General features: G+C 69.9%; 10 protein-coding genes. 5 read left to right on the top strand and 5 right to left on the bottom strand.

Annotation, left to right across the window (positions count from 1 at the left end):
• Positions 1-66: 66 nt before the first annotated feature.
• Together R8Z57_RS04925 and R8Z57_RS04920 are read left to right on the top strand one after the other, a co-directional pair.
• Positions 67-1,326 carry a TetR/AcrR family transcriptional regulator gene (locus R8Z57_RS04925; protein WP_318352625.1) on the top strand — a complete coding sequence of 420 codons (1,260 nt, stop codon included), beginning with the start codon at positions 67-69 and terminating at the stop codon, positions 1,324-1,326.
• A gap of 592 nt (positions 1,327-1,918) precedes the next feature.
• The gene (locus R8Z57_RS04920; RefSeq protein ID WP_318352624.1) at positions 1,919-3,097 is read left to right on the top strand and encodes a thiolase family protein; all 1,179 of its coding nucleotides are present in this window, start codon (positions 1,919-1,921) and stop codon (positions 3,095-3,097) included.
• Between the two features lie 24 nt (positions 3,098-3,121).
• Here the strand turns inward: R8Z57_RS04920 and R8Z57_RS04915 are convergent, their stop codons facing one another.
• The 3 genes from R8Z57_RS04915 to R8Z57_RS04905 all read right to left on the bottom strand — a co-directional run bounded on the left by R8Z57_RS04915 (position 3,122) and on the right by R8Z57_RS04905 (position 8,326).
• On the bottom strand, positions 3,122-4,405 hold the full coding sequence (locus R8Z57_RS04915; RefSeq protein ID WP_318352623.1) for an MFS transporter: 1,284 nt from the start codon (positions 4,403-4,405) through the stop codon (positions 3,122-3,124).
• A gap of 93 nt (positions 4,406-4,498) precedes the next feature.
• Complete coding sequence (locus R8Z57_RS04910; RefSeq protein WP_318352622.1) at positions 4,499-7,930, bottom strand: DEAD/DEAH box helicase family protein; 3,432 nt, start codon at positions 7,928-7,930, stop codon at positions 4,499-4,501.
• Positions 7,931-7,996: 66 nt separating this feature from the next.
• Entirely contained in the window at positions 7,997-8,326 is a 330-nt protein-coding gene (locus tag R8Z57_RS04905) for a DUF222 domain-containing protein (protein WP_318352621.1), read from the bottom strand.
• Between the two features lie 146 nt (positions 8,327-8,472).
• Between R8Z57_RS04905 and R8Z57_RS04900 the strand changes: the two genes are divergently transcribed.
• Both R8Z57_RS04900 and R8Z57_RS04895 read left to right on the top strand, forming a co-directional pair.
• The gene (locus R8Z57_RS04900; protein WP_318352620.1) at positions 8,473-9,906 is read left to right on the top strand and encodes an HNH endonuclease signature motif containing protein; all 1,434 of its coding nucleotides are present in this window, start codon (positions 8,473-8,475) and stop codon (positions 9,904-9,906) included.
• A gap of 235 nt (positions 9,907-10,141) precedes the next feature.
• On the top strand, positions 10,142-11,068 hold the full coding sequence (locus R8Z57_RS04895) for an Ltp family lipoprotein (RefSeq protein ID WP_318352619.1): 927 nt from the start codon (positions 10,142-10,144) through the stop codon (positions 11,066-11,068).
• A 44-nt stretch (positions 11,069-11,112) separates the two neighbouring features.
• On the opposite strand, the gene R8Z57_RS04890 is transcribed toward R8Z57_RS04895, so the two are convergent.
• On the bottom strand, positions 11,113-12,303 hold the full coding sequence (locus R8Z57_RS04890) for a restriction endonuclease subunit S (RefSeq protein WP_318352618.1): 1,191 nt from the start codon (positions 12,301-12,303) through the stop codon (positions 11,113-11,115).
• Entirely contained in the window at positions 12,300-13,892 is a 1,593-nt protein-coding gene (locus R8Z57_RS04885; RefSeq protein WP_318352617.1) for a class I SAM-dependent DNA methyltransferase, read from the bottom strand. Before R8Z57_RS04885 ends, R8Z57_RS04890 begins: the two co-directional genes overlap by 4 nt.
• Before the next feature lie 424 nt (positions 13,893-14,316).
• Here R8Z57_RS04885 and pulA point away from each other — a divergent pair, with 424 nt between their 5' ends.
• Entirely contained in the window at positions 14,317-20,334 is a 6,018-nt protein-coding gene (gene pulA, locus R8Z57_RS04880; protein WP_318352616.1) for a pullulanase-type alpha-1,6-glucosidase, read from the top strand.
• Positions 20,335-20,379 lie beyond the last annotated feature (45 nt).

Raw genomic sequence — 20,379 nt, 5'->3', positions numbered from 1 at the left:
CGGCGGCGAAGTGAACGCGCAGTCGCGTGCCGTCCCGCTGGCCTGACGCGCGAGTACGCTGTGGCCATGCCCGTCGCCGTGCCCGCTTCCGCCCCCCGCACGAGGCCGCGCGACCGCAAGCGCCGCATCGAGGAGGCCGCCGCCCTGGCGTTCGCACAGCACGGCTACCACGCCGTCGGCATGCAGGACATCGCCGCCGCCGTCGGCATCTCGGCACCTGCGCTGTATCGCCACTTCCCGAACAAGTACGCGCTCTTCGTGCGCACGGCTTTCGCCCTGGCGCATCGCCTCATCGAGAGCACCGACGGTGCCGCCGCGCTGCCGCTGGACTCGGCGGGCGAGGCGAGGGCGGCGCTCGAGGCTATGGTCGACGCGGTGATCGCCACGACGATCGAGCTGCGCGCGACCGGCGGCATCTACCGGTGGGAGGGGCGCTACCTCGAGCGCGACGACCGGGAACTGCTGACATCGGAGTTCCGCACCCTGCGGCACCGGTTCGAGGTCGCGCACGCGGTGTACCGCCCCGACGTAGACGAGACCGACCGCCGCCTGCTCGTGCTCGGGGCGCTGAGCGCAATCGCCAGCATCTCGGCGCATCGCACCGCCGTCGGCGCGCGGGCTCTGCGCGCGCTGCTGGCAGATGCGGCCTGGCGGGCGCTCGACGGCTCGCTTCCGGGACCCGCGCAGGTGGGGGAGACGGATGCCGCGGCCCCGCCCGCGGCTGTCGCGCCCGCCGGCGCCGGCGACGACACCCCGCCGGGGCGGCGCGGGCAGCTCATCGATGCGGCGATCCGGCTCTTCGCGGCCCGAGGGTACAACGAGGTGACGATCGAGGACATCGCGGTCGAGGTCGATCTCACGCCGTCCGGGGTGTATCGCCACTTCGACGGCAAGTCGACGCTGCTGCTCGCGGCTTGCGACCGCGCCGCGGTGTCGCTCGAGCGCGCAGCGCTGCGGGCGCGCGAGTCGTCGGACGAGCCGGCGGTCGTGCTCGCCCGCCTGGTGCGGGCCTATGTCGCGCACACGTTCGCGCACCTGTCTCTCACCCGCGTCTACTTCTCCGAGATCGCGAACCTCGCCCCCGACGAGCAGCGCCGGCTGCGGGCGCTGCAGCGCGCGCACGTCGCCGACTGGGTCGCGCTGCTGCAATCGGTGCGCCCCGAGCTCAGCGGCAAGGAGGCGGCGGTGCTCGTGCACGCCGGCCTCGGTGTCGTGGCCGACCAGGCGCCGCTGCTCGACGTCCGCGATGCGGTCGCCGCCGAGCGCCTGGCGCGCCTCGTCGAGATCGTGCTCGGCGTGGCGCCGGTCCCGTCCGCGGCGAACTGAACTGACCGCGCGGAGCGGTCGTCGCGGCGGCTCAGGACGGCGCGGCCTGACGCCGTTCCGTCGGACAGGCCTGGTTCGCCGCTACGCGGAGCTCCCGCCTGGAGGTTGCCGGGCACTCGCTGCGCGTCGCCACGAGGTCGGAGATCTGCGGAACCTCGGGCCGTTGTGGGTGGGAATCGCCGACCCGGTGCCGATCTCCGACGTTGTGGCGGGGGTGAGGCGCCCTGAGCCTGGGGTCGCAGCCGAGGGGGGTCCGCGCTGGGCCTGACCACGAGGTCGGAGATCCGCACAACGTCGGATCCCCAGTGCGGAAGCCTCCGACCCTGTGCAGATCTCCGACGTTGTGGCGCGGACCGGGGCGGCCTGGGGTCGCAGTCGTCGTCGCGGACGCAGCGGTCGGCTCGCTGGGTCTGACCACGAGGTCGGAGATCCGCAGGATGTCGGAGCGGCGAGGGCCAGGACCACCGACACGCTGCGGATCTCCGACCGTGTGGCGCCGACGCGCGGCGCGCGATCCCGCCGGCGAAGGGCGAGCGGATGCCGGGGGCCGCGGCATCCGTCATCGCCGTAGGCTCGAACGAGGAGGTCCGCCATGCCTGAAGCCGTCATCGTCGACGTCGTCCGCACCCCCTCGGGGCGGGGCAAGCCCGGGGGAGCGCTGAGCGCGGTGCACCCCGTCGACCTCGCGGCCGGAGTGCTCGGCGCCCTGCTCGAGCGCAGCGGCCTCGAGTCGCGGCAGGTCGACGACGTGCTCATGGGCTGCGTCAGCCAGGTCGGCGACCAGTCGCTCAACATCGCGCGGCAGGCGGTGCTCGCCGCCGGCTTCGACGAGACCGTCCCCGCCGTCACGATCGACCGGCAGTGCGGCTCGAGTCAGCAGGCCGCGCACTTCGCGGCCCAGGGCGTGATCGCGGGCGCCTACGACATCGTCATCGCGGCGGGCGTCGAGTCGATGAGCCGTGTGCCGCTCGGGTCGTCGGCCCATGGTGGCTCGGTGTCGCGCGGCGTCGCGCATCGCTACCCCGACAGGCTCGTGAACCAGGGGGTGTCGGCCGAGCTGATCGCCGACAAGTGGGGGTTCAGCCGGGAGGAGCTCGACGCGTTCTCGGCGGAATCGCACCGGCGGGCGGCGGATGCCTGGGCCCGCGGCGCGTTCGACGCGCAGGTGCTTCCGGTGCTGGCGGCCGACTCCGACGCGGTCGCCTTCGACGAGACGGTCCGCGCCGGCACCACGTTGGAGTCGCTGGCGGGGCTGAAGCCGGCGTTCCGCACCGACGCGCTCGCCGAGCGCTTCCCTCACCTCGACTGGCGCATCACCGCGGGGAATTCGTCGCCGCTCACGGATGCGGCATCCGCTGCTCTCATCATGAGCGAGGAGAAGGCGGCCGAGCTGGGCTTGACGCCTCGGGCGCGCTTCCACTCGTTCGCGGTGGTGGGCGACGACCCGATGATGATGCTGACCGGGCCGATCCCCGCGACGCGGCGGATCCTCGAGCGCAGCGGCCTGTCGATCGACGACCTCGACGCGTACGAGGTCAACGAGGCGTTCGCGTCGGTGCCCCTCGCGTGGCAGCGGGAGCTCGGCGCCGACCCGGCCAAGCTCAATCCGTGGGGCGGTGCGATCGCGCTGGGCCACGCGGTGGGTGCGTCGGGAACACGGCTGCTCGGGACGCTGGTGACGTACCTCGAGGCGACGGGCGGGCGCTACGGCCTTCAGACCATGTGCGAGGGCGGCGGCATGGCCAACGCCACCATCATCGAACGGCTCTGACGGCCTCGCCCGGCCCGGGTCGCGTCAGGCCTCTGCGGGCTCGGTGACCTCGCGGGCGGTGTCGGCGGGCGGGCGTTCCCGGCGGCTCAGGAGCACGAAGGGCACGGCGACCGCCGAGATCGCGCCGCTCCAGATCAGCGACGCGCCGTAGCCGCCGACATCCGCGACTCGCCCGAGCACGGGCTGGACGACCACTCCGCCGGCCGAGCCCATCAGGGAGTCGAACGAGAGCACCGTGGCGCGCTGCTTCGAGGGGATCATGTCGTTCAGGTAGGCGCGGTGCACGGGGTCGTCGAGCGCCGACGCGATGCCCCAGACCGTCACCAGCACGATGGCGACCCAGAAGTTGCGCACCAGCCCGAGGCCGAGGAGCACCAGCGCGCTCGCCACGGTGGCCAGCAGGATCACCGACGTCCGGCGTCGGAACAGCCGGCGCACCCAGGGCGCGAGCGCGCCGCCGAGGATCGACGCGCCCGACAGCAGCGCGGCTGCGAGTCCGGCGATCGTATAGGCCTCTTCGTCGCCCCACAGCTCGAGCAGATACGGCTGCAGCGCGTAGAACACGTAGAACGCCACGCCCGCGGTGAAGGGGCTCGTGAGCATGAGCCAGCGCACCGGAGGGTCGCCGAGTCCGTAGCGGAGCGAGGCGCGCAGGACGGTGCGCGTCGCGCGCAGCGTGCGCTCGCTGCGATCGGGCTGGAATCCCAGGTCGCGCATGAGCAGCGCGGCGACGACGAACATCAGCACGAGGATCGCCCCGCGCACCAGGAAGGGCACGCCCAGGTCGGTGGCCTGCGCGATGACCCCGCCGAGCACCGAGCCCGAGAGCATCGCGATGCCGCCGACGATCTGGGCACGGCCGAAGACCGTCTCGAGGCTGCCTTCGTATCCGGTCGCCTTCAGTGCGTCCACCAGCCACGCATCGACCGCTCCGGAGAAGAACGTGAAGCCGAGGCCGAGCAGCACCGACACCACGGCCCACGCCCAGAAGGGTGACTCCCACACCCAGAGCAGCCAGTACAGCACCGTGGTGACGGCGAGCGTCACCGTGCCCAGCAGGTACGACGCCCGGCGGCCGAGGGTGTCGGCCACCACGCCGGTCGGGATCTCGAAGATGAGCATTCCCGCGCTGAAGAACGCGTTGGCCGCGAACGCCTCGAGGTTCGAGAGCCCGGCATCGAGCAGGAACAGCGTGTTGACGCCCCAGATGAACGACGCGGCCAGCGTGTTGCCGAGCATGAGCGTGTAGTACGTCCCCTGCACCCGGCGGGGCGTGGGCAACGCGGCTGCGGCGGTACTGCTGGACATGTGGGCGGCGCCTCGTTCCGTGGATGACGACGACATCGCGACAGTAACGCCTCGGTGCGGGCCCGTCCACGGAGTGCGCGGGCGGGGAGCGCGTCAGGCCGTGGCGTTCCCGGCCACAGGGTCGGCGCTGTCGTCGAACCGGCGGATCCGCGCGATGAGATCGGTGATCTGCGCGTCGCTGAAGATCTCGTCCGGGCCCTCGGGAGCGACGCCGTCGAAGGGGTCCTCGTAGAGACGCCGCGGATCGAGGTATCCGGCGATGGTGAGCTGCTGCACGACCAGATCGACGAAGGCGTGCTGGCGATGCGTGAAGCCCGGCGCCGACACGAAGTCCGCGAGGGACTCCTCGATGGCGGAGCGCTCCATTCCCACGATCGACCGTACGAGCCGGCCGAGTCCGCCCGCACCGGCCGCCGCGTCGTGCAGCTGTGCGGCGTCGACACCGCCCGCCGACGTCAGCGCCTCGTGGAGCTGATCCAGGTCGACCTGCGTCAGCGGACGACCGGTCCGCAGCTTGTGCAGCGCGACGTCCGATCGGCCGTCGAGAAAGCCGAACAGCTTCTCGCGGAACGCGCGGCGATTGAGGCCGGGCACGACGCGGCTGAGTTCGACGTCACGGACGGCGTCCAGCGTGTCTTCGAAGTCGGTGTAGACGACGGCCTGCGACTCACGACCGATCAGCCGCACCAGGTCGCGCAGCCTCGTGCGCACCCGCTCGAGTGCGACGACGTCCACGTCTTCCCACCACGCGGGGTCGACGATCGCGTCCAGCAGTGCGGCCTGCGCCGCGACCGCGGGGATGCCGCGCTGGTCCGCGAGCGCGTGGGCGATCCCGACGATGCGTGAGACGGTCGCAGCCGGGACCGGTTCGCCGGCGGCGGCCGCGATCTGCGCGTCGAGCACGAGCGCGTCGAATCGCTTGGCGGCTTCGTCGGTGTCCTGTTCTGCCGCTGACGGCAATCCGGCGAGTTCGGTCGCGGCATCCACGTCGGCCGCGTCGAATCCCGCCCATGCTTCCGCGCTCGCGAACCGCTCCACGGCGCGCAGGCGCTTGCGCACCAGGAAGTTGTCGCGGTTCATTCCGGCCACGACCCCGTGCAGGCGTCCGGCGATCGACGCGCGCAGGGTCGCGGCATCCGGATCATCCGTGCCGGCGAGCTCCGCGAGCAGCCGCGCGCGGAGCAGAAACGTGCGTTCCGAGAGTGAGAGGGAGCGAGAAGCGGATGCCTCGGGCAGCTCCTCGTTGAAGAAGTCGATGTTGCCGCACACATCGAAGATGACGAAGTCGCGCTTGTCGTCGCCAGGCCCGTAGAGGTCGGGGCGCAGGCGCGTGCCCCTGCCCACCATCTGCCAGAACTTCGTGTGCGAGTTCACCGGCTTGAAGAAGACGAGGTTGACGACGTCGGGGATGTCGATCCCCGTGTCGAGCATGTCGACCGAGATGGCGATCTGCGGGGTGCCGGCCGGTGTCGAGAACGCGTCGATCAGGGTTTGGGCGTAGGGGCCCGCGGCGTACGTGATGACGCGGGCGAAGGCGCCGCTCTTCTCGGGGAAGTTGGCGTCGAACCGCGACTCGATGAACTCGGCGTGCCGCTGGTTCTTGGCGAAGATGATCGTCTTGCCGAGCACATCCCCGCCGCCGACCTGTCGACCTTCCGAGACGAGCACTTCGAGCACCTTATCGACGGTGTCGGTGTTGAAGAGCCAGCGGTTCATGGCGGCGGCATCGATGGCGTCGGGGATCTCGCCGTCCTGCCACTCGAGTTCGTCCCAGCGTTCGCGCTCGGCCTCGCTCAGCTCGGCGTAGCGGATGCCGCGCTTCATGAAGCCGAGATCGATCGGCCGGGCGACCGGCGGCACGAGATAGCCGCCCTCGATGGCGTCGTCGAGTTCGAACGCGTCGGTGGGGACGCCGTCGTCGAGCTCGAACAGACGGTACGTGTTGTGATCGACGTCGGCGCGCGGCGTCGCGGTGAGGCCGACCACCAGTGCATCGAAGTAGTCGAAGATCTCGCCGTATCGGTTGTAGATCGAGCGATGGGCCTCGTCGACGACGATCAGGTCGAAGTAGCCGGGGCCGAAGCGGCGCAGGTCGTCTTCGCCGGCGTCGATGAGCCCCATGACGGTCTGGTACGTCGACACGAAGACGCGGCCTTCGCTCGCCCGGTCGGTGACGAGGTTGACCGGGGCGCTGTCGGGCAGGTGGGTCTTGAACGCACCCACGGCCTGGTTCACGAGGGCCGTTCGATCGGCGAGGAACAGCACCCGCTTGACCCAGTTCGATCGCTGCAGCACATCGACGAGGGCGATGACGGTGCGCGTCTTGCCGGTGCCGGTGGCCATGACGAGAAGAGCCCGCCGGCGCTTCTGCTCGAACGCCTCGGTGACTGCCCGGATCGCCCGGAGCTGATACGGCCGTTCGACGATGGTGCGGTCGATCGTCGCCGTCGCGAGGGGCTTGAGCGAGCTGCGCCGCTGGATCGCGAGAGCGAGCTGGTCCTTCGTCATGTACCCCGCCACCTCGCGGGGCGGATAGCGCCGGTCGTCCCACAGCCAGATCTCGAAGCCGTTGGTGTAGTAGATCAGCGGCCGCTGGCCGTAGTCGCGCTCGAGGGCGTCGGCGTAGATCTCCGCCTGCAGCCGGCCCTCCTTGGCGCTCTTCGTCGTGCGCTTGGCCTCGACCACGGCGAGCGGCTTGCCGTCGTCGCCCCACAGCACGTAGTCGACCTTGCCGGTGCCGGAGGGGCTCGGGATGCCGCTCACCGCCCATTCGCGGTCGCGCGGGTCGGCGAGGCTCCAGCCTGCCTCGTTCAGGTGGAGGTCGATGAGGTCACGCCGTGTCTCCGCCTCCGTGGCGAGAGTCGGATCCGGGATGCCGAGCTCGGCGTTGACGGCCTCGTTCGCTGCTTTGGCCGCCGTCGCAGCCGCGTGCAGCGTGTCGAGTTCGGCCTGCAGCGCGGCGTTGCGCTCCTGCTCTTCGGCGAGCGCCCGGCGCGCTTCGTCGGCCTCGCTCTGGATGCGCTCCAGCTCCGCTCGGGTCCGCTGGATGACCGCGGCCGGCGCCGGGGGGACCTTCGCGAAATCGAACCGCGGGGCGTCGATGCCGTCGGGGTCGCCGTAGCAGTGGTCGAGCCAGCGGCAGATCGTGTGAAGCTGCTCGAGTGAACTGCGAGCGCGCGCGATCGGCATCGGCTCGTCCTTATGCACGGCGTCGTTTCCGACGGTGCGGACGATGCGCAGGCTGCCGCTGACGTTCTGACCCACCGCACTCTTGAATCCGGACTGCGCGGTGAGGTTGGCGAACGAGGTCTCGTACGGCCGCGAGAGCGACTCGGCCTGGTAGATCCAGTCGGTGAACATCTCACCCGCGAGTCGCGTGTAGTAGGCGGCGGCGCGAGGATCGCTGCGCAGGTACGACTCGGCGCGGGATGCGGGCTCCCAGACTTTCGGCCAGCGATCCCGGACGAAGTCGAAGTTGCCCACGAACGCTCCCGGCGGCAGGCTCGGCCCCTGCCTTGGCGCCATGCTAGCGAAGGGTTCCGATGCCGGGAGGCGGTGCTCGCCGCGGGCGCCACATGTCGGTCGCCCTGATCATGTCCGCAGGGCCGACCTCGATGCCAACTCGCAGTCCAAAGCCGCCGAGATCCGCTCCATGAGGAGGATGAGCGCATCGCCGCTGCGTTGCTCTTCGGTGCGTTTGTTGCGGGCGCCGCCGCGCAGGAAGCTCCTCATGTCGTCCGCGGCCAGCTCGGCGGTGACTCTGCCGAGGGCATGAATGAGCGCGGCTCCCGAATCGCCGCCGATGAGTCCCTCGAAGCGGAGCATGCCATCTTGCTCCTCGCTGTTGGCGATCACCGTGTCGATTGCTTCGAGGATGAGGAGGGCGGGTTCGCCTTCGACCAGGGGTCCGTTGTCTGTCATGGGGGCACCGTAGGGCCGGCGGCGGACATCAGCCGCCCCTCCTCCCCAGGGTGGTGGATTCAGCCTCTGAAGGACGTTGTCCACAGGTCGAAAAGATTGGCTGATCTGGTCATCTCGACGTCGGAACCCCTCGCCAGAATGGATGCATGAAGGACCTCGCCGCCGCGCTCGCCGACCTCGGCGATGCGCTCGAGAGTGTGGTGATGGCGGCGTTCGCGGACGACGGGCTGGATCTCTGCGACGACGCGGATCTGCTGTCGGTGCTGGCCACCGCGGGCCGGATCCAGCGCGGTGCCGAGGCGATCATGATCGAGGCCGTCGCCCAGCTCCGAGACCGCGACGATCCGCGGCCGCACCCCGACCGCGTGACGACCCGGTACGGGTGCCGCAACCTGAATGAACTGGTGCAGCGGGCGACGCGGGTGTCAGGTCGTAGGGCCGCCGACGTCCTCACCGCCGCGGTGGCGGTGCAGCGGAGTACCGCGCCCTCGACGGGCGAACAGCTTCCGCCGCACTTCCCGGGCATGCGCAACGCCCTCGCGGTGGGAGAGGCGGGAGTCGACGCGGTCGTGGCGGTGGCGTCGGCGTTCCGTCGTGGTGGTGTCGGGCGGGCTGAACTGCTTGCTGCCGACCAAGAGCTCGCGGCGGCTGCGCGCGGCGGGGCGCCGGACGGTGCCGGCCCGGCGACGGCCGACGAACTCCGGGCGCTGGCGCAGGTGTGGGCCGCCTACCTGGATCCCGATGGCGCCGAGCCGGTCGAGGCTCGGGCGCTGCGCAAGCGCGGGTTCACCGTGGGCCGTCGCGACCGAGACGGGCTGGTGCCGGTGCGGGGCAATCTCATGCCCGAAGTCGCCGCGCAGCTGCAGCTCGGGTTCGACAGCGTGCTGAACCCTCGTGGCGACGGGGCGCCCGTGATCGGCCCCTGCTTCACCGAGACCGACGTCGACAGCGACCCCAGCGAGCCGTCTCCGGCGGCGGCCGATTCGCGTTCCCACGCGCAGAAGCAGCACGATGCGCTGGCCGTGCTGCTGAGTGCCGCGGCCGCGTCCGGCGAGCTGCCGATGCTCGGCGGTGCCGCGCCGACGCTGGTGGTCTCAGTGCGCGAAGAGGATCTCGCGACCGGCCGCGGGTACGCATACCTCCCGGGAGACGACGAGCCGATCTCGATCGCCGCAGCCCGCCACATCGCGTGCGCGGGTGCCGTGCAACGGGTGGTGCTCGACGAGAACGGCAGGATCGTCTCACTCGTCACCCTCGACCGCGTTTTCAACCATCACCAGCGCCGCGCGATCACCGTTCGGGACGGCGGATGCCTCGTCCCCGGCTGTCAGGTGCCCCCGCAGTGGTGCGAGATCCATCACGTCGAGGAGCATTCCCGCGGCGGGCCGACCCACACCGACAACGGGGTCTTGTTGTGCTGGTTCCACCACCGCACCCTCGACACCGGCGGATGGCAAGTGCGCATGGTCGACGGGGTTCCCTATGTGAAGGGCCCGTACTGGTGGGATGCGGCGGTGAAGTGGCGGCCGGCCACGAAGTCGCCGACGAGGCGGCGAGATCAGATCGCGCTGCGGATGTGAAGCGAGCTGGTTGCGGTGTGACCGGGGTTGGTTGACCTCAGGTAGGGCGTCGTGCGGATGCGGCTTCGCTGTGGTGCGCGATCGCAACGCGCGAAGTGTGCGGGCAGCGAACTTGCGAGGCGGTCGGACGCCGCGAACGCCGCGATGTCGGAGGTCTGGTGTGTCCTGATCTACTGGCCGTCGGCCGGTGGCGCGCACCTGGGGGTCTGCGCCTCGAACGACCAGAAGGTTCGTCATGTCCGACAACAACATCAATGCAGACAGTGCCGCACAGCCGCAGCTCCCGCCGCGTGGCTGGTATCCCGACCCCGGCGACGCCACGGTGCGGCGCTTCTGGGACGGCGCCCGGTGGACCGAACACACGGCAGTGTCCAATCCCGGGGCGGCGGCCGAGGGCGGGAACGGCCCGGTCATGGCCGCACCCGTGGGAGCAGCGGCCGGGGGCGCTGCATCCGCCGGTGGCGCCGCGGTGGCGACCGGCAAGCGGGGGCTCGCCGCGCTGAAGTGGTGGCAGTGGGTGCTCATCGCGTTCGGTGCGCTGGTGCTGCTGAGCGTCATCGTCACCGCGGTGAACGGTGGGCGTGGAGTCGGCGCCGACGCGTCCGCCGACAGGCCGGCCGCCGTCGAAGAAGCGGAGGAAGCGGCTCCGGCTGCCGAGCCGGAGCCGGTGGATGACCGCGAGGAGGTCCCCGGTCTGGTGGGCGCGACCGTGGCCGACGCCCGCGCCGCGCTGGAGGCCGCCGGCTTCGTGCTCGCGGTGCCGGCGGGCACCGGCGATGACTGGCTGGTGCTGACGCAGACGCTGAGCGAGGGTCGCAAGGCGGATGCCGGAACCGAGGTCTTCGTAACCGCGGAGGCGCCGAAGCCGGTGTACACGCTGGCGCAGCAGAACGCGATCGGCAAGGCGCAGTCCTACCTGCGCTTCTCCGGCTTCTCGCGCACCGGCCTGATCGATCAGCTCGAGTACGAGGGCTACTCGACCGAGGAGGCGACGTTCGGCGCCGACAACGCCGGCGCTGACTGGAACGCCGAAGCGGCCGAGAAGGCGGCCAGCTACCTCGAGTTCTCGTCGTTCTCGCGCCAGGGCCTGTACGACCAGATGGCGTACGAGGGCTTCACCGACGCCGAGATCCAGTTCGCGCTCGCTGCCGTGGGGTACTGAGGACGGTCGGGCGGCCGCCACGGGGTGAGTGGCGGCCGCCCGCGTCACAGTTCCCCGCGGAACGCGCGGTGCTGGAGGGAGGCGAAGAGGGCGTCTAGGTCGAGGCTTGCGAGCCGTGCCTCCATAGTGCTTATGGCGGCGGTCTCCGACAGATACGCCTTCTGCCGCTCGATCGAGGGAAGAACCAGCGGCAGCTTCTTGACGATCCCCATGTTCAGGCCATCCATGATCGCGCCCTTTGACGTGCGCTGCAGATACTGGCGCGCAGTCGGATGATGCAGGAAGTAATCGTGCAGGTACTCCGGCAGGCATAGTGTGTGGTCGAGTGTGATGCAACACAGGTGCTTGGTGTTTATCGCGGTCCCGATATAGTCTGGGACGACGGCGCACCGTCCAACCGTGCCCATGATCGAGATGAGGACATCTCCTGAGCGCACGGTGTAGCGGCGCAACGAGTCATACTTCTCCTCGCTGATGAAACGCGGTCGTGCCCACTCGAATCTGTTCTGGACGACGTTGTCGATCCCCAGAACGGGGATGCCCTCGTTCAGAAACTCACTATGGAGAAGGTCGCTCCCGAACGGGCCGGTGCGGATCGCGTTGGGTTCGCAAGCGAGAACATCAGTGATAGTGCGGTCGGTCTCCTGTTCGCTGCCGAATTTCTCCAGGAAATGCGAAGCTCGGAGCGCCGACACGGTCGCGGAAGCTGTTCGGCGAGCACGGCGCAGCGCATCTGCTTGGTCGAGGATCGCGGCGATGCGGCGCTGCTCGGAGAGGGACGGGAGCGGCAGCTCCATCCGCATCAGGACCTCGCGGTCGAGTGTCGCCTGGTTGATCCAGGCTTTCGCCCTCGCTCGGAAGACACCGGCGAGGAATTGCTGCAAAAGCCAATGCTGAAGATACGCAGCATCGAGCTTCTCCCGACGGGTACGCAGACGCAGAAAGTGGTTGCTGATTACGGCTGGCTCGTCCAGCGCCGGCATTACGCCTGACTTGCCTACGAGTTCGGGACTGTTCGTCGCATTCAAGATCACGTCGCCGGCCGCGACCGAGGATGACTTCAGCTGTCGAGGGTTGGGAGCGACCCTTCGCCGCTTAGACCAGTCCCAGCGGCTATCCGAAGTTAGGTTGTTCATCCGGATCTGGAACACTCCCTGTTCCAAGTCGTCCCGCGAAGCGAACCCCGTCGCAACCGAGCTGACAACGTCGCGGAGCGGCACCGTCTCCCAGGTCACGTGAGCATCTCCCGCAGACGCTTCAGGCCGTCCTGGATCTCGAGCTCGAGGGCATCGAGCTCGTCGAGGATCTCGGTCGGGCAACGGTGCTCGATCTCCTCGAGCTCGATCTCCTTGTACCGGTTGAGGCTCAGGTCGTAGCCGTTGTCGACGATCTCCTGAAGCGGGACCATGAACGACTGCGCGGTGCGCGGGCGGTCCCACTCGGATCCGTGCTCTGCTCCGGTGGCGGGCGTTTCGTCTCGCTCCGCTCGCTCAACGACCGGGGCATCGGCGGGCGTTTCGTCTCGCTGCGCTCGCTCGACGACCGGCGTCGACGACAGGGAACGCCAGCGCGTGAGGACGTCGGGGAGGTCGTTCGCCTCGATCGGGGTGCGCTTGTCGTCGAGGGTCATGCCGTCTGCGCGCACGTCGTAGAACCAGACGTGATCGGTGCCGCCCGACGACGTCTTCGTGAACAGCAGGACGGCGGTAGAGACCCCGGTGTAGGGCTTGAACGTTCCCGACGGCAGCTTGATGACGGCGTCGAGCTTGTGGTCGTCCACGAGCATCTTGCGCACCGCCTTGTGGGCGTTCGACGACCCGAACAGCACGCCCTCGGGAACGATGACCGCGGCGCGGCCGCCGTTGCGCAGCATCCGGATCATAAGCACGAGGAAGAGCAGCTCGGTCTTGCGGGTCTTGACGACCTTCTGCAGATCCTTCGACACGGTCTCATCGTCGAGCGAACCGGCGAACGGAGGATTGGCGAGCACCAGCGTGTACTCGTCGAGACCCGGGTGACCTTCCGAGAGGGAGTCGGCCCGCTCGATCGTCGGGTTCTCGACCCCGTGCAGCAGCATGTTCATGCTCGCGATGCGGGCCATCGCGGCATCCGAATCGAAGCCGGTGAACATCGGGCCGTTGAAGTGGGCGCGGGTGGCGGCATCCGTCCAGATCTCGGGATGGTGCCCGCGCAGGTACTCCTCGGCGGCGACCAGGAAGCCCGCCGTGCCCACGGCGGGATCGATGATGCGGTCGTCGGGACGCGGCTGCTGCAGCTCGACCATCAGCTTGATGATGTGACGGGCGGTGCGGAACTGACCGTTCGTGCCGCTCGTCGACAGCTTCATCAGCATGTACTCGTAGATGTCGCCCTTGGTGTCGCGATCCTCCATCGGGATCTCGGCGAGGAGGTCGACGACCTTCGTCAGCAGCGCCGGCGTCGGGATCGTGAAGCGCGCGTCGCGCATGTTGCGCGCATAGCTCGAACCCTCGGCACCGAGCCGCCGCAGCCACGGGAAGACGTGCTCCGACACGACCTCGAACATCTCGCTGGGGGAGTAGTTGGTGAACACGCTCCAGCGCAGGTCGCGATACGGCCGCCGACCCGGGAGGTCGCTGTCGTAGCCCTCGGGGAACACGGGGTTCTCGATCGGGTCGCCGAACCGCGCCGCCTTCTGCTCCTCCTTGGTGTGAAGCTCGTCCAGGCGCTTGATGAAGAGCAGGTAGGTGATCTGCTCGATGACCTCGACGGGGTTGGCGATGCCACCCGACCAGAAGGCGTCCCAGACCTTGTCGACCTGCCCCTTCAACGGACCCGTGACCACACCGTCTCCCCTCGTGCGCGCAACGTTCCTACGGTAGTCCAGCGGCTCCGGCGCGGGCCGCAGCGGTGGTGGGGGCAACGCGCGTTTCGTCTCGCTTCGCTCGCTCAACGACCGGGAGCAGGGTCGTCGTCTCGCGCAGCGGTTCCTGAGAGGGCGCCCTGCGCCCGTATCGAAGGGCGCTCAGCGACGGGAAAAGGCTTCGCGTTTCGTCTCCCTGCGCTCGCTCAACGACCGGGGGCGAAGCCCGACAGATGCAAGCGATTGCGTGAAAACCCGCAGAATCACGCGCGTCGGCTGCGGCATCCGCTCGATGAAAGCCTTCTCATCATGTAAGCGCTTGCAGTATGGCGAGAGCCGCTGCTAGTGTCGGCCGCACACTGCACCGCGGGCACGTCGGCGTGCCCATCCCCACCCAGGAGCTCCTGTGTCGAAGTCGACCTCAGCCCGTGCCCGCATCGCCGCCGCCAGCATCGCGGCGGCCGCGCTCATCGTGACGGGGGGAGTCGTCGCCATCGCGCCCGCCGCCGCGGCCGAGCGCACGTTCGCGCTCGTCGGCAGCCTCCAGTCCGAGCTCGGCTGCTCGGACGACTGGAAGCCCGACTGCGCCGAGACCGAGCTCGCCGCCACGGAGGTCGCCGGCGTCTACGCCGCCGAGTTCGAGGTGCCCGCCGGCTCGTACGAGTACAAGGTCGCCGTGAACGACGCGTGGGACGAGTCGTACGGGCTGAACGGCGGCGGCGACAACATCCCGCTCACCATCGCGGGCCCGGCGACCCTGCGCTTCGTCTACGACGACACGACCCACCGCGTGGGGCTCGAGGCGAAGAGCCTGCGGGCCGGATACACCGCCGACGACGACGCACTCGTCGCGGCTCCCGTCCGCCAGAAGGGCAGCCAGGAGCAGTTCTACTTCGTCATGACCGACCGCTTCGCGAACGGCGACACGTCGAACGACGCCGGCGGGCTCGACGGCGACCGGCTCGTGACCGGCTTCGACCCGACCGACAAGGGCTTCTACCACGGCGGCGACATCGCGGGTCTCCGCGAGAACCTCGACTACATCGACGGGCTCGGCACGACGGCGATCTGGCTCACGCCGAGCTTCAAGAACAACCCCGTGCAGGGCGAGGGTGCGAACGCGAGCGCCGGGTACCACGGGTACTGGATCACGGACTTCACGCAGATCGACCCGCACCTCGGCACGAACGCCGAGCTCGAGGCCCTGATCGACGAGGCCCACGCCAAGGAGATCAAGGTCTACTTCGACATCATCACGAACCACACCGCCGACCTGATCTCGAACACACAGGGCCAGTACTCGTACATCGATCAGGCCACGAGCCCGTACAAGGACGCGTCGGGCACGCCCTTCGACCCCGCCGACTACGCGGGCACCGACACCTTCCCCGCGCTCGACGCCGCGACGTCGTTCCCGTACACGCCCGTCGTGAACGACGCCACCGAGAAGGTGCCGGCGTGGCTGAACGACCCGACGCTGTACCACAACCGCGGTGACTCCACCTGGTCGGGGGAGTCCGTCACGTACGGCGACTTCTCGGGACTCGACGACCTCATGACCGAGCACCCGACCGTCGTGAACGGCTTCGTGGACGTGTACCAGGACTGGATCGACCTCGGCATCGACGGCTTCCGCATCGACACCGCCAAGCACGTGAACTTCGAGTTCTGGGAGCAGTGGACCACCGAGGTGCTCGATTACGCCCACGACGTCGCGAAGAAGCCCGACTTCTTCATGTTCGGCGAGGTCTACGACGCCGACCCGGTCAAGCTCTCACCGTACGTCCGCGACACCGACATGAACTCGGTGCTCGACTTCACCTTCCAGTCCTCGGCCGTCAGCTTCGCCGCGGGCAACAGCGCCAAGGGCCTGCAGAGCCTCTACGCCGGCGACGACTGGTACACGACGCCCGACTCGTCGGCGACGGCGCTGCCGACCTTCCTCGGCAACCACGACATGGGCCGTGTGGGCTACATGCTGCAATCCACGCCCGACGCCCTCCAGCGCGACCTGCTCGCCCACGACCTGATGTTCCTCGGCCGCGGCCAGCCGGTGGTCTACTACGGCGACGAGCAGGGCTTCGCGGGCACCGGCGGCGACAAGGACGCCCGCCAGACGCTCTTCGCGAGCCAGGTGGCGGAGTACCAGAACCAGAACCTCATCGACGGCACCCCCGCCGGCTCGGTCGACCGCTTCAGCACGACCGCCCCGCTCTACGAGCGCATCGCCGAGCTCGCCGCCCTGCGCACCGCGCACCCCGCGCTGGTCACCGGCGCGCAGATCGAGCGTCACGCCGACAACGGCGCGGGCGTCTACGCCTTCTCGCGCGTCGACCGCGACGAGAAGGTCGAGTACCTGGTCGCCCTGAACAACACGGCCGCCGCGAAGACCGTCGCCCTCACGACGCTCACCCCGAACGCGTCATTCGCGCCGGTCTACGGCACCGACGCGGCGGTGTCGACGGATGCGTCGGCTGCGGCATCCGTCACGGTCCCTGCCCTCTCGGCCGTCGTCTACCGCGCGGGCACCACGGTGGCGGCTCCGCAGTCGCCGCTCGCGATCTCGGTGAGCGCGCCCGCCGCCGGCGCCGGACTCAGCGGCTCGGTCGCCGTCGCCGCCGACGTGGACGACGCGACCTGGCAGGAGACGAGCTTCGCGTGGCGCGTCGCCGGCTCCGACGAGTGGCACGCGCTCGGCACGGCCGAAGACACCGACCCGCGCGTGTTCCACACCGTCGAGGGGCTCGCGAGCGGCACGCTCGTCGAGTACCGCGCCGTCACGACCGACGCCGCGGGAGGCCACGCCGCCGCGTCGACGTACGCCTCGGTCGGCAACGCCGTCTCGCTGGTCGTGGAGGAGGAGCCCGAATCGCCCATCGACATGGTGACCGTGCCCGGGAACCTGAACTCCGAGATGGGCTGCCCGGGCGACTGGACGCCCGGCTGCGAGGCGGCGAAGCTCACGCTCCGCGCCGACGGCATCTGGGCGGGCACCTTCGACCTGCCCGCCGGCGACTACGAGTACAAGGCCGCGATCAACGGCACGTGGGACGTCAACTACGGCGCGAACGGCGCCCCCGGCGGCGGCAACATCGCCATCACGCACGACGGCGGCACGATCACGTTCTACTTCGACCCGCGGTCGAACATCGTGCAGTCGACGGCCGAAGGCCCCATCGTGACGCTGCCGGGTTCGGCGCAGAGCGAACTGGGCTGCGCCGGCGACTGGGCGCCCGACTGCCTCGCGACGCTCATGGCCGACGGCGACAAGGACGGCGTCTACGAGTTCTCGACCGACCAGATCCCGGCGGGGGCGTACGAGACCAAGGTCGCGCACGGCCTCAGCTGGAACGAGAACTACGGCGTCGACGGCGTCCCGAGCGGCGCGAACTACTCGTTCAGCGCGAGCGACGGCAAGTCCATCGTCTTCCGCTACACGCTCGCCACCCACGTGCTCGAGATCGAGGTCACCGACCCGCCGCTCGCCGGCACCGGTGAGCACCGCGCGCACTGGATCGACGCCGACACGATCGCGTGGCCGGCCGCCCTCGGCGCCGTGCCCGCGGATGCCTCGTGGCAGCTGCACGCGTCGGCCGAGGCATCCATCGCCCTCGTCGACGGCGAGGTCACCGGCGGCGACGCGATCGACCTGACGGTGGTCGACGGCGGCCTCACCGCCGAGCAGAAGGCCGAGTTCCCGGCGCTCGCGGGCTTCGTCGCGCTCCGGGTGCCGGAGGGGACGGATGCCGCAGCCCTCGTCCGCGGCCAGCTCATGGTGTCGCAGCGCGACGCCGACGACGTGCTCTCGGGCTTCACCGGCGTGCAGATCCCGGGCGTGCTCGACGACCTGTACGCGGACGCCGTGGCCGACGCCGACCTCGGCGTGACGTTCCAGGGCAAGAAGCCGACGTTCCGCCTGTGGGCGCCGACCGCGCAGAGCGCGACGCTGCTCACGTGGGAGGCCGGCGCCGAAGGCGAGCCCGTGCGCCACGAGGCCACGTGGGACGCGGCATCCGGAATCTGGGCCGTCGCGGGCGACAAGGGCCTGAAGGGCGACGAGTACCTCTGGGAGGTCGTGGTGTACGCGCCGACCACCGGGGCGATCGAGACCAACCAGGTCACCGACCCGTACTCGGTCGCGCTGACGACGAACTCCGAGCGCTCGGTCGCCATCGACCTCGGCGACAAGCAGTGGCGGCCGAAGGGCTGGGAGAAGACGAAGGCTCCGGTCATCGACCGCCCCGTCGACCGTGCGATCTACGAGCTGCACGTGCGGGACTTCTCGATCACCGACGAGTCGGTGCCGGCGGAGGAGCGCGGCACCTACCGTGCCTTCACCCGCGACAGCGCGGGCACGGCGCAGCTGCGCCAGCTCGCCGACGCCGGCATCAACACGGTGCACCTGCTGCCGACCTTCGACATCGCCACCATCGAGGAGGATCGCTCGCAGCAGGCGGTGCCGGACTGCGACCTCGCGTCGATGCCGGCCGACAGCACCGAGCAGCAGGCCTGCATCGAGCCGATCGCCGACGCCGACGGATTCAACTGGGGCTACGACCCGTACCACTACACGACCCCCGAGGGCTCGTACGCCGTCGATCCTGAGGGCGGCGCGCGCGTCGGCGAGTTCCGCGAGATGGTCGGGGCGCTGCACGGCATGGGCCTGCAGGTCGTCCTCGACCAGGTGTTCAACCACACGTCGGCCTCGGGTCAGGCGTCGACCTCGGTGCTCGACCAGGTCGTGCCCGGCTACTACCAGCGACTCAACCTCGCGGGCGGCGTCGAGACCTCGACGTGCTGCCAGAACGTGGCCACCGAGCACGAGGTCGCGCAGAAGCTCATGGTCGACTCGGTCGTGACGTGGGCGCGCGAGTACAAGGTCGACGGGTTCCGCTTCGACCTCATGGGCCACCACTCGAAGGAGAACATGCTGGCCATCCGCGCGGCGCTCGACGAGCTGACGCTCAAGGGCGACGGCGTCGACGGGAAGGCGATCTACCTGTACGGCGAGGGCTGGAACTTCGGCGAAGTCGCGAACAACGCGCTCTTCGAGCAGGCTACGCAGGGTCAGCTCGGCGGCACCGGGATCGGCACGTTCAGCGACCGGCTGCGCGACGCCGTGCACGGCGGCAGCCCCGTCGCCGGCGAGACGATCCAGCAGCAGGGGTTCGGCACCGGACTCGGCACCGACCCCAACGGCGTGCCGATCAACGGCACGACCGAGCAGGCGCTCGCCGACCTCGCGCACCAGACCGACCTGGTGAAGCTGGGACTCGCGGGCAACCTGCGCGACTACACGCTGACCGATCACACCGGCGCCGTGAAGGCGGGCGACGAGCTCGACTACCGCGGTGCCCCCGCCGGCTACGCCGACGAGCCCGACGAGATCATCACGTACGTCGACGCCCACGACAACGAGACGCTCTACGACCTGTCGGTGCTGAAGCTCCCGGCCGACACGCCGATGGCCGATCGCGTCCGCATGAACACGCTGTCGCTCGCCACCACCGCGTTCGCGCAGACCCCGTCGTTCTGGCACGCCGGCACCGAGCTGCTGCGCTCCAAGTCTCTCGACCGCAACAGCTACAACTCGGGCGACTGGTTCAACCGCATCGACTGGACCGGCCAGGAGTCGACCTTCGGCTCCGGCCTGCCGCGAGCGGCCGACAACGAGGAGTCGTGGGCGATCAAGCAGCCGCTGCTGGCGAACCCCGCGAACAAGCCCGGCGCTGCCGACATCGCCACGGCCGAGGCATCCGCCCTCGACCTGCTGCGGGTGCGCGAAGAGGTGGGGCTGCTCCGCCTCGGGTCTGCCGCGCTGATCGACGAGAAGGTCACGTTCCCGAACAGCGGGCCGGATGCCGCACCCGGCGTCGTGGTGATGCTCATCGACGACCTCGTCGGCGAGAGCGTCGACCCCGAGCTCGAGGGCGCCCTCGTGGTGCTCAACGCCGGGACCGAGCCGACCACGCAGACCGTGCCGGCGCTGGCGGACCGTTCCTTCCAGCTCACCCCCGCCCTCGCCGGCGGGTCGGACCCGGTCGTGAAGACGACGACGTGGGACGCGGCCACGGGGACGGTGACGGTGCCCGCCCGCACCGCGGCCGTGCTCGTCGAGCGTGAGCCGGTCGCGACGCACACCCTCGTGGCGCCGACCCGGGTGCTCGTGAAGTCCGGGAGCACCGTGCCCGTGGTGGGCAAGGTGGTCGCCGCAGACGGCTCGGCGGCGGTCGGCACCGTGACGGTGACCGACAACGGCAAGGTCGTCGCGACGGTCGAACTCGATGCGGCGGCGAAGGGCCGCGTGGCCGTCGGCGTGACGCTGTCGGGCCGTGGCGTCCACGTGATCCGCACCTCGTTCGACGGGGCCGACGGGTTCGAGGACTCGCGGAGCGTGCTGCCCATCCCGGTGCTCGTGTACTGACGGCACGCGGGCCCCAGAACGCGCGCCCGGTCGCTCCGGCGGCCG

It is taken from the genome of Microbacterium sp. M3 (genome assembly GCF_033548675.1).
GTDB lineage: Bacteria > Actinomycetota > Actinomycetes > Actinomycetales > Microbacteriaceae > Microbacterium > Microbacterium arthrosphaerae.
Note: the sequence above shows the minus strand (reverse complement) of the source record. Positions and strands in the feature narration are given on the sequence as shown.

Coding starts and splice junctions, on each gene's coding strand:
- R8Z57_RS04925 (WP_318352625.1), top strand. CDS start 67: ATGCCCGTCGCCGTGCCCGCTTCCGCCCCCCGCACGAGGCCGCGCGAC.
- R8Z57_RS04920 (WP_318352624.1), top strand. CDS start 1,919: ATGCCTGAAGCCGTCATCGTCGACGTCGTCCGCACCCCCTCGGGGCGG.
- R8Z57_RS04915 (WP_318352623.1), bottom strand. CDS start 4,405: ATGTCCAGCAGTACCGCCGCAGCCGCGTTGCCCACGCCCCGCCGGGTG.
- R8Z57_RS04910 (WP_318352622.1), bottom strand. CDS start 7,930: ATGGCGCCAAGGCAGGGGCCGAGCCTGCCGCCGGGAGCGTTCGTGGGC.
- R8Z57_RS04905 (WP_318352621.1), bottom strand. CDS start 8,326: ATGACAGACAACGGACCCCTGGTCGAAGGCGAACCCGCCCTCCTCATC.
- R8Z57_RS04900 (WP_318352620.1), top strand. CDS start 8,473: ATGAAGGACCTCGCCGCCGCGCTCGCCGACCTCGGCGATGCGCTCGAG.
- R8Z57_RS04895 (WP_318352619.1), top strand. CDS start 10,142: ATGTCCGACAACAACATCAATGCAGACAGTGCCGCACAGCCGCAGCTC.